General features: G+C 49.9%; 6 protein-coding genes. 5 read left to right on the top strand and 1 reads right to left on the bottom strand.

Annotation, left to right across the window (positions count from 1 at the left end):
* Positions 1–111: 111 nt before the first annotated feature.
* Complete coding sequence (locus tag KHS78_RS22035) at positions 112–1,482, bottom strand: hypothetical protein (RefSeq protein WP_211831171.1); 1,371 nt, start codon at positions 1,480–1,482, stop codon at positions 112–114.
* A gap of 445 nt (positions 1,483–1,927) precedes the next feature.
* On the opposite strand from KHS78_RS22035, the gene KHS78_RS22030 reads away from it, so the two are divergent.
* From KHS78_RS22030 to KHS78_RS22010, 5 genes are all read left to right on the top strand, one after another.
* A complete protein-coding gene (locus KHS78_RS22030; RefSeq protein WP_211831170.1) occupies positions 1,928–4,009 on the top strand; it encodes a ricin-type beta-trefoil lectin domain protein in 2,082 nt (693 codons plus the stop codon).
* Positions 4,010–4,573: 564 nt separating this feature from the next.
* Positions 4,574–6,118 (top strand): hypothetical protein, encoded by a 1,545-nt coding sequence (locus tag KHS78_RS22025; RefSeq protein ID WP_211831169.1) that lies wholly within the window; start codon positions 4,574–4,576, stop codon positions 6,116–6,118.
* A 330-nt stretch (positions 6,119–6,448) separates the two neighbouring features.
* Entirely contained in the window at positions 6,449–7,099 is a 651-nt protein-coding gene (locus KHS78_RS22020; protein ID WP_211831168.1) for a nucleoside phosphorylase-I family protein, read from the top strand.
* A gap of 364 nt (positions 7,100–7,463) precedes the next feature.
* On the top strand, positions 7,464–8,153 hold the full coding sequence (locus KHS78_RS22015; protein ID WP_211831167.1) for a PepSY domain-containing protein: 690 nt from the start codon (positions 7,464–7,466) through the stop codon (positions 8,151–8,153).
* A gap of 284 nt (positions 8,154–8,437) precedes the next feature.
* Positions 8,438–9,388 (top strand): ornithine cyclodeaminase family protein, encoded by a 951-nt coding sequence (locus tag KHS78_RS22010; protein ID WP_211831166.1) that lies wholly within the window; start codon positions 8,438–8,440, stop codon positions 9,386–9,388.
* The last annotated feature ends 319 nt before the right edge of the window (positions 9,389–9,707 follow it).

Here is a 9,707-nt window from a genome sequence, read left to right as displayed (position 1 = left end):
AATTCCACAAGGCTCATGCCTTTCTGAAACTGGATTTTGTTCCTGGCCATGACACGTCTCCTAACCCAAGGAAAACCAGTGTCGTAAGTTTAGACGGGAGAATGGCTTATGTTAGGTGGTAATCAGGTATTTTTTTAAAGCGCTTTTGTTTTCTGCGGCGTTTAATACTGTGAGCAAAGTAGGGCTCAGTAATGGTGCTTCTGCCATGCCCTGGACTTTGTTCGGAAATATCGCCTGGATGTAGTTGTGAGCAGCCTCTAGTTTGGAAAAGGGGTAATTGCTGACCGCTTGTCTGGTGTGGCCATTGATACGGCCGTCACCATTGAGAAGGGCTAAAAATGCCTTGTCATCTTCAGGCAGGGACTGGTCAATAGTGATAGGAGTGATCGAATCTAAATAATGTGCGTCAGTGCTGAAGTGAGAGAGTGAGTGGTCAAAAGGAGCTGAAAACTGCATTTTAGGAATGTGGAGAGTACCGTTTTGGGAAAGTGTTTGGCACTTGGCGTGTACGCCTCTCAGTATGGCTTTGGTGATCGCTGCTGGCGGGACTGATCCTGCATAACGCTCAGCGCTGAATGCGTGTATATGCAGCTCGGGGACAGTCTCGCCATTGGTTTGTTTTTGACTGGCGTAATGGTTATATACGGTAATCATGTTGGTGGCGGTCTGTTCAACAGCGGTAAGAAATGCTTTGTCTGTCGTGTAGTCACGGCGTCTCGGCGGAATAACATAAACCATGGCCTGGTTGGCGGTGTTGCCGTGAGGGTGTTCACTGTACTCATAAACGGCCACTGAACCGGCATGGTTGCCTATCGTTTTATAAAGCATCACGCTTTTCATGCCAGAATCCTGAGTGCTCAAATCATACGTTGTGATGTGGTTCTCTCCGGCACCCTGCACAAGGAGACGCTCATTGAGCTCTCGTTTGAACTGCCTTTTGCGGTGAGACGCTCCCGTAAACGGGGCAACAGAAGCAAATATCTTATTCAGGCCGCCGCCACCAATATGTCCATCAAGTGAGCCGGCATTGACAATGGCTGCTGGCGATTGGTTTTTAGTGACTTGATCATAGAAGACGGGTGTGTAGCGGCCATGCTTCGGCAGTTTGTAGTCACAGGTAATGCCTGCTATTTGGCAACTACAGGTGGTGGGCACGGGAGTATAGTTGGAACCTACTATCCCCATAACATCTGTCATGCCAATACAAACCCTGGATTGCATGACATCGGCAATTTGTCGTATCTGCTGTTTATCGTTGACACGAATGCCTCTGTCTCTCAACCCTTTACTGATCTGCTCCGTATCCACAGGTGAGAGAATATCCAGAATCACCTTGGGTACTATCTTATTCACTATGCGGAAAAAGGCTCTTTTGGCCCCCTTCAGGGGAATAAATGACCGGTCAAAACTCGTGTGGCGGTATGCCTCTGCAATCTGTGTGCTTCCAGCGCTACCTGAACGAGTGCTACCGTTTCCATCCATGAATTTTTCCTGGTACTGATACCTGGATAGTGACCCAAAACAGGGGGATGATACGATGCGTACTGCCCTGTCGGTGATTCTTCTGGCAGTCCAAGCATCCAACAATGTCAGAATAGACCAGAACAGTTTCACTGCAGGAGGATGCATACTCTGAACGTTGAATATTGTGCGTGGGGATTTCCACCATTCTTTTTTGTATATAGACTATGGTACTACTTCGTTTGTGCTTCTCATATGAATACGATCGAAGTATGGTGCTTCTAGATCGAAGAGTCTGTCAAAAGAACAATAACAAGGACTCCTTATGCTGCCGTATACCCTGAATACCTCCACGATTTCCTCACCCTGGCTGTTTGAGTATCCGCTCGAGCAAGGGTGTTTGATGGGGTTTCAGGTATTGGCATTCACTCGTTAAGGTTACCAATAACAATAAAAGTTACAGCCTATGAAAAAAACAATCCGCCATTGGGCATCACTGCTGGCCCTGACCGCAGTGACGGCTACCGCCCAGGCTGAAAGCCAGGATCCCTGGCTGAAGCAGGGACTGAAAGACCAGCGCACACTCACCCTCTGGGAACCTCTGGGCAAGTTCAAGTCGCCCGGGACCCATAACAGTTACAACGCTACCGATTACAAAGGGAGTGACCCACTTCACCTCGCCGACCCTAACCATTACCTGACACTGGAGGCCCAGCTTGAGGTCGGTGCCCGCATGCTCGAGATTGATACCTGGTGGTACGGACCCAGTGGCAATATCAAACTGTGCCACACCCTCTGCCATGTGGAAGACCAGTACCTGAGTGAAGCCGCCAATGAAATCAATCAGTGGCTGCGCCGTCCGGAAAACCGGAATGAGGTGTTGGTGCTCTATGTCGAGGATCATGCGGATGGCCGCTATGACCAGATGTTTACCGACTTTGGGCAGTTGACTGAACTGATGCTGCCGGTGCCTTATGAAGGTGCGGCGTTTCCGGATCAGCTGACCCCGATGGACATCCTGTCCCAGGGGAAACAGATCGTATTGATCGGGGTTGATGGTGCGCCGTCTGGCCACCCGCTCAAGCAGCTGAATCATGGGTTTATCCGTTCCAACCAGTCGGTGTTCGATGGTCGCTTCACTGGTTACCCGAGCTGTGATTTCGGCGGCACCAGTGCCGAGCAGATGGATCAGCGCCTGACCCGTCTCTATGAAGATCAGACTAACCTGGCCACCGGTGTCGGTCTGGGGCGGAAGCTGAATGCGGACCAGGCGAAAGCCCTGACCGATTGCGGTTTTGGCCTCTTTGGCTACGACAAGATGACCACCAATGATGCCCGTCTCTACAGCAATGTCTGGAGCTGGGGCGGTGGTGAGCCGAATGACTACGGCAGCGGTGAGGACTGTGCTGTGCAACGTGCGGATGGTCGCTGGAATGACGATAGCTGTGCAAAACAGTACCGTTTCGCCTGCCAGGATGAGCGCAGTGGCGACTGGCGCATCACCAGCGTCACCGGCACCTTCGATCTGGGTCAGCTGAGCTGTCAAACCGAATTCGGCAATTACTTCGCCTTTGGTGTGCCGAAAAGCGGCTACTACAACCGTCGCCTGCAGGATGCCGCTAATGGTCAGGCCGTCTGGATCAACTTCAATGATCGCGCCAGCGAAGGCCAGTGGCTGCCAGATGGTCGTAGTTTGCCGGAACTGCCAGCACAGGATGCTGCGGCCAGTCAGCTGATTTTCTCCAGCTACGATGTTTGTCTGGATATCGAGGATCGCCGTGCCGAACCCGGTGTCCCGGTGCATGCCTGGCAGTGTCATGCTGCGGCCTCCCAGTTCTGGTTCTACACCGAGGAGCAGGAGATTCGCTCTGCGCTGAATCCTGAGCTGTGTGTGGATGCTGCCGGTGCCGGCACCAGCAATGGTACGCCGGCCGTGCTGTGGAACTGTAATGGCCAGGATAACCAGAAGTGGGTGCGAGATAACTTCGGTCGCCTGCTGGCGAAGATGGATACCCGTAAGGCGCTGGACATTAAAGATCCGCAGGTTGTCACCCAGGGCAGGAATGCCCACCTTTGGGATGCACAGCAGGACGGTACCCAGCGTTGGCAGTTCTCCAATCCGCAGATGGACCCCAAGCCCCAGTACCGAAAGCTGAAATTCAGCAAGTACGGCGCCTGCCTGGATCTGGAAGGTCGCAGCACCTCACCGGGTACCCAGGCCCACGCCTGGAGCTGCCATGGTGCGGATTCCCAGTACTGGTACCAGGATGACATTGGCCGGATTCATTCGGCACTGGATCCGAACATGTGCCTGGACGCCAGTGGCGGTAACACCGGCAAGGGCACCAAAATCATCCTGTGGAACTGCCACCTGGGCACCAACCAACAGTGGATTTACGATGACCAGCAACGCTTCCTGTTGAAGAAGAACACCGGCAGGGCGCTGGATATCAAGGATCCGCTTTATGGTCCCGGTATCAATGGTCATGATGCCCATCTCTGGAGTGCGCAGGGTGACGGCACCCAGCGCTGGGAATGGGTCGATTAACGACATTCTCCTGATAAACAGGGCCGGTTATCAAACCGGCCCTACCAACACGTCCACTGTCATGGTTGTAGTCAGTCGATAACCGTGAGGTAGTAACACCGATCGCAAGAATACGTGTGATGAATGGCTACGTGATGGTCCCCGAATCAAATTCAAGATGACGTCTTGGAGTGATGGAGCAGTAGAGGTGTTTATACCGATTAGGTGTAAGTACTTATGATTTTAAAGTGGCAAATAATTATAAAATGTCTACGAATCGTCAAGTAATGGTAAATAAAAATAAAGCGTGAACTGCTCAATAAAATGGGGTGTGAGTATCAATTGATTTCAGTATGAGTCAGCATGTCACTAGAGTGCTGGACAATAAAATTATAAAAATAAAAAAGTAGAAAGTTATTTATCCAGATAAGGCTTGCCGTATCTATCTATTAATGTAATTCCATTTCTTCACCAATACCTGTCAGGTGAACTGTTTTTTAACGGCAGGGATCTGTGTGTTTAAAAAAACAGAACCGTTCTCGGTATTGGTTACAGTGTGGATGTTGTGACGGGGACCGACTGTCAGTGAAAGTAAAAAGATGTCTTGCCATTGGGGTGTTAGGGGTATCGTTTGTCAGCCAGACTCAGGCGTTTAATTCCGAAGAACATAAACTGATTACAGACCGCGGGATTGCTCAGGTGGAGATCCCCGCATCGGTCGTGTTGCCCTCACAAGCACTGTTTGCGAACCAGAATCCGGATGAATACCTGGGCTTTCTGAAATCAGCCAAGACCCTGGCGGCGGGTTTCGATACGAATAACACGAATGATTTTGATAAAAGTAAAGCCGCCGTGCAGGACAACTGCTACTGGTATACCTACATGCAACTGGACTACAACAAAAAAATCAGGATTCCGGAAAGAGGGCGATTGCCGGATAAAGTGTTTTATGTGCCTGCTTATAGCGGGAGCCAGGCGGCGCCATTCTCCATGGGGGAGCTCTCGGCGATTTACGGGGATTATCGACGCACGACACACTGTTCAGCCTCGGGTAAATGCTATCTCTCCAACGAAGATATTCAGAATGTTGAGTTTGAACGGGGAAATGTCTACTACAAGGATTTTTACTGCCCGAAACCGGTAGCTTCCGAGACCTACCTCCGCGCCATTGGATCGGGTGTGGTGCCTCCCTTCGGTAGCCTGGGCAATAATTCCTCCAATACGGCCAATAACGATGAATACCAGGAAGCGGGCTGGTGGGGCGATGAAATGCTTCGCATCGCGAACGTCAACGACTGGCATTTTTCCAGTGCCGGTGTCGCCTGGTATACCGGCATGCACCGTCTGGCATTATTGAATGCAGCCAAAGCCAAAGATGATCCGAAATACTGGGTCACGGCGCTGCACTATGAGGCCAACGCCCTGCACAGTCTGGTCGACCTGTTTGCGTTTGGCCATGTGGTGACCAACCGTGGTGAGTCGTCGCACGGCATGATCAAGAACAAATCCCTGCAAAACACCCGCACCTACCAGTGGATGGAAAACGTGATGCGAGTCGGTGGCGGCCAGCGCGCGGCGGATGGCAAGGTCACCGTGCAGGGCGAACTGCCGGCCATTGCCGACCTTTCAACGGAGCGTTCGGATTTTCTTGAGAGTGACCGGGGCAGCTGGTGGCTGTGGGCGCGTTATGAACAGGTCTATCACGATGAATTCAATAAATCCGGCGCGGTGGTGAAAAACCTGAATGGGGACACCTTCAATGCCTATGGCGATGGGCGTCTGCATGCGTTGCCAGCGGCCGACCGACAGGTGATCCAGAATGCCGTCACGACCTCGGTACAGGCATTGTTTGAGGCGTATGACGCGATGGTGGGTGGTGACACGGTGGAGTCTATCGGCGCCAAGGGTTCCCCCTATTTCGCTGCGTTGAAATATGTCCCGGCCTATATCGTCTCGGATGAAAACGATTACTTCCCCGGGCGCTGGGCGCTTTACGCCAAGGCTATTGATGATATTTCAGGTGCCGGACGCGTGCCGTCTGACTGGCAGCAGTGCAAGATTCCTTTCCTCAGCGGTGCAGACTGGCATTGGCCAGCCTCGCACGATACCTGCATGCCTTTTGAATCCTGATACCGTTAATGTTGATGACTGCCGGCCGAGTGCTGGCAGCCATTTGAGTCGTATTGCATGTCACGCATACGCCCACTAATCTTATGCGTCTGAAGAGTGGTATATTTATCCTACTTTCAATATCGAACCGTAATATAGACTTTTTATTTCATTAATGACCCATTCAAACCGTGTTTGAGTCTTGGGGATTAGGGTTTACTGATGAAGCAGTGTTTATTCACGATCGAACAAAATATTATTATTAAAACACCTGTCCCTCAAAAAGGTATCGTCAGTTCGAATCCCGAACGTACCCTTCGTTTAGCCTCTCATTTTCTGGACAATCCCTGTGTGGAAATACAATCCTGGGGGATTGGGGTGATAACAGGCAAAGTGACGTGCGGCGGGGTGGATGAAGACTTCTTCTTTGCCTATGCGCCCATGGGTGCGAGTGGTTCGGCCATGGCGTTCCATGAGCTTTTTGTTGCGGGTGCGCAAGAGGTGGTTCGGCTGGGCAGTAACGATGTCTGGGTCACAGAAGACGATATGAATTCACTGGTTTTAATTGCTGAGGCCCGGGGATTGAGGGGGGTATCCTGGGATCAAGGCATTGATGAAAAAGATGTCGATAAACCGCTGTTGCCTGATCATGACCTGCATCGGCGATTGATTGAAAGTTGTCAACTCGGGCGTTTTCAGTATTCCGAGCGTGTCTGTTTCAATGTGGATGATTATCATGCCTATTTATATCCGGAAAGGATGGAAAATCCCCAAAGAATTCAGCAGCGACTCGCGACCTATAATGCCTGTGCGCCTTATTGCCGGGATATGGAAACCGCATCATTATTTCTAAAGGCGAATCAATTCGGACGAAAAGCCTCCAGTGTTCTCCAGAATGTTGTTAAGCAGAAGGATGAATCACCGTATGAAGGATCGACAGGTCAGCACGCAAAAGCGAATGAAAACAGAATCGCTGAAATTGTTATCAATGCGATGCTCTGACTGTCTGTAAAATAAAAGTTGCCACACGAATGCTATGAAGCAAACGGTAGAATGGTTGCAATCCACTGGGCGACATTGAAGTGGCTTATAAAGCACCATGTGCAGAGCTTGTCTGATTTTTAACACACAGGTGCGAGGAAAGGGGCTCCACATGCTGTATGAAACACAGTTGTTGTGGAAATACCCGTTCCGGGTAGCATAACTGCAGCATTCACAGGTAGTAGACACCCGTTACAAGACAGAGGGTGACGCCCATTTGCTGTTTGAGTCAATATGCATGACACATAAGTGCTTGCTGCGTTTTCAACTCATAACGATATAAAAAACTGACTGAGTGTTTGACTGTATAGACTTTTTAATATTCATGTTTACACATAATATTGATGCCGTTTATTTATGTGGTCTATTAGGAAGTGTGCGTTTAGTGCTATATCTCATGAAGAACTCAAAGAAAGTACATCGGTTTGTAGGCATCATTATGTTGATACCATTATTTCTATGGGCACTGACCGGTGTGATCTTTTTGATTAAGCCAGGTTACGAAGCGGCGTATGAAACGCTACCCATCAGGCACTACGCCATTGATAGGCCAATGACGATAACCCCTGAGGCCCGTTGGCAGGAAATATCCATAAAGCAAAGTATTCTTGGATACCATCTTATTGTTCAGCAGGATGGACGCTGGCAGCAACTTGATCTGGAAACCTTGGAGGAAAGACCGCTTCCCTCAAAGAAGGCGCTGGAGGCGTTGGTGAATGATGCTATTTCCGTCAATCCAGAACGTTATGGAAGCATTGTTACGGTGGAAGGTGACAGGGTGTTCACAGACACCGGCGTTGAGATATCGGTGGATTGGCCACGGTTGGCGCTTCAACAAACGGGAACCGATACACGTATTATACGTGCACTCTATAAAATACATTATCTGCAGTGGTTAGGGCATTCGTGGCTCAATAAGGGACTCGGTGTTCTGGGGCTTATCGCCCTTTTCATGGTTACCCTGTTTGGTCTTTTGGCTTATGTTAATGGGAACAAGTACAGAGACACCCAATAACCATTCATGCTCATTGCTGTGAATCAAATGAGTCACGTCTATTCAATTAAGTCTCGTGTACATTGATCGTGATCGAGGTTAAACACTCAAACGCGGGTGTGACGGGCACCACATACTGGTTTGAGTATTTGCCTGGAACGGTGACTTTACTGTTTTCAGACTATAAAAATTTCTCTCGCTAATAGGAAACTTTTTAAGGTTGATCAGAGTCAAAATGTAGCTACTCAACTGAACACTTCAGCGTTTACTGCCGGTAATATCAGGCCAACCCAGAGAGGATCTATATGTCTATCATCACGTCCATTCCTTACTTTTCTGAAGAGCAGCTCACAGGCTTGGGGCTCACGACTCATGAGGTGATAGACAGTATAGAAGCGCTGATTCTGAGTGGTGACAAGCAAAATGCCTGGAGCGCCCCCAAGGCTGTTATCCAGCCAGGTGATGGACGCTACATGATGGCTGCCCTGGCTGCTGCTGATGAGCCTTCGGTATTGGCCGTAAAAACGGTGATTCTCAATCCTCGCAATCCCGAACAGGGGCTGCCGTTGATCAATGGCCTTGTCACTCTGCTGGATAGCCATTCCGGCTTACCGATTGCCATTCTGGATGGCAATTGGATCACGGCTGTCCGAACTGCTGGTTTAAGTGCAACTGCGGCCCGTCATATGGCGAATAAGGATGCGTCGGTTATCGCTTTTATCGGTTGTGGCGTGCAGGCTAACAGCCATTTGCAGGCTTTCTCAACGCTGTTTCCGCTTGAGAAGGTTCAACTGTTCGGAAGGGGACGCATGAACATTGAACGTCTTGGCGCCAAGGCCGCCGAATTGTCCTTGCCTTCAGTGGCCTGTAATACGGCAGAAGAGGCGGTTACGGGGGCCGATATTGTCATCAGCTCGGTGACGCATACCGGGGGCGTGGCCCCTTTCCTGGATGCTGACTGGCTCAAACCGGGAGCCTTTGCTGCGATTACGGACCTTGCAGTTCCCTGGATTAAACAGAGTTTTTCAGCGCTTGATCAGGTCATTATCGACGATATGGCGCAGGAGGCCGCCATGCCCAATAAACTGATGCCGCCTGATTATGTTACAGGCGATTTATCCCAGCTGGTTCTGGGAAAGCTTAAGGGCCGAAATCGTGATTGTGACCGGAATGCGTTTGTTTTTCGAGGCCATGCCATGGGGGATTTGGCGCTATCGGCACTGGTTTATCAACGCACACTGATGAGATCAGACTGACAGTGCCAATACCGTTGATCCATCAATTTCTGCATTGTGGTAACGGCTGGTTTTAGGCAGAGTACGGTGTAGTCGATCTTAGAAACGTGGTTGCGCACAAGCTGGTTAAACGTCAGCGTGATCTGCTGGCTTGCTTGGCAATACTGACAATACACTTTCTATTATTTGTTTCTACCTTTTATCAAGTTCAGGCTAGAAGCCATCTCATAAATGATTAATTATGGTCGTCTATAATTCAGGCTCATTTGATCTTGAATTCTTATGTCTACAGATATTACCGATAGCCAATGGGAATATATTGAGCCATTTATTCCACCAC

Origin of the sequence: Kistimonas asteriae, from assembly GCF_018263925.1 — a bacterium.
Taxonomy (GTDB): domain Bacteria; phylum Pseudomonadota; class Gammaproteobacteria; order Pseudomonadales; family Endozoicomonadaceae; genus Kistimonas; species Kistimonas asteriae.
The sequence above is the reverse complement of the archived record's forward strand: the minus strand, read 5'-3'. Positions and strand labels throughout refer to the sequence as shown.

Bases quoted from the DNA above. Each gene is read 5' to 3' on its own strand.
- KHS78_RS22010 (WP_211831166.1), top strand. From the start codon at position 8,438: ATGTCTATCATCACGTCCATTCCTTACTTTTCTGAAGAGCAGCTCACA.
- KHS78_RS22030 (WP_211831170.1), top strand. From the start codon at position 1,928: ATGAAAAAAACAATCCGCCATTGGGCATCACTGCTGGCCCTGACCGCA.
- KHS78_RS22015 (WP_211831167.1), top strand. From the start codon at position 7,464: ATGTTTACACATAATATTGATGCCGTTTATTTATGTGGTCTATTAGGA.
- KHS78_RS22035 (WP_211831171.1), bottom strand. From the start codon at position 1,482: ATGGATGGAAACGGTAGCACTCGTTCAGGTAGCGCTGGAAGCACACAG.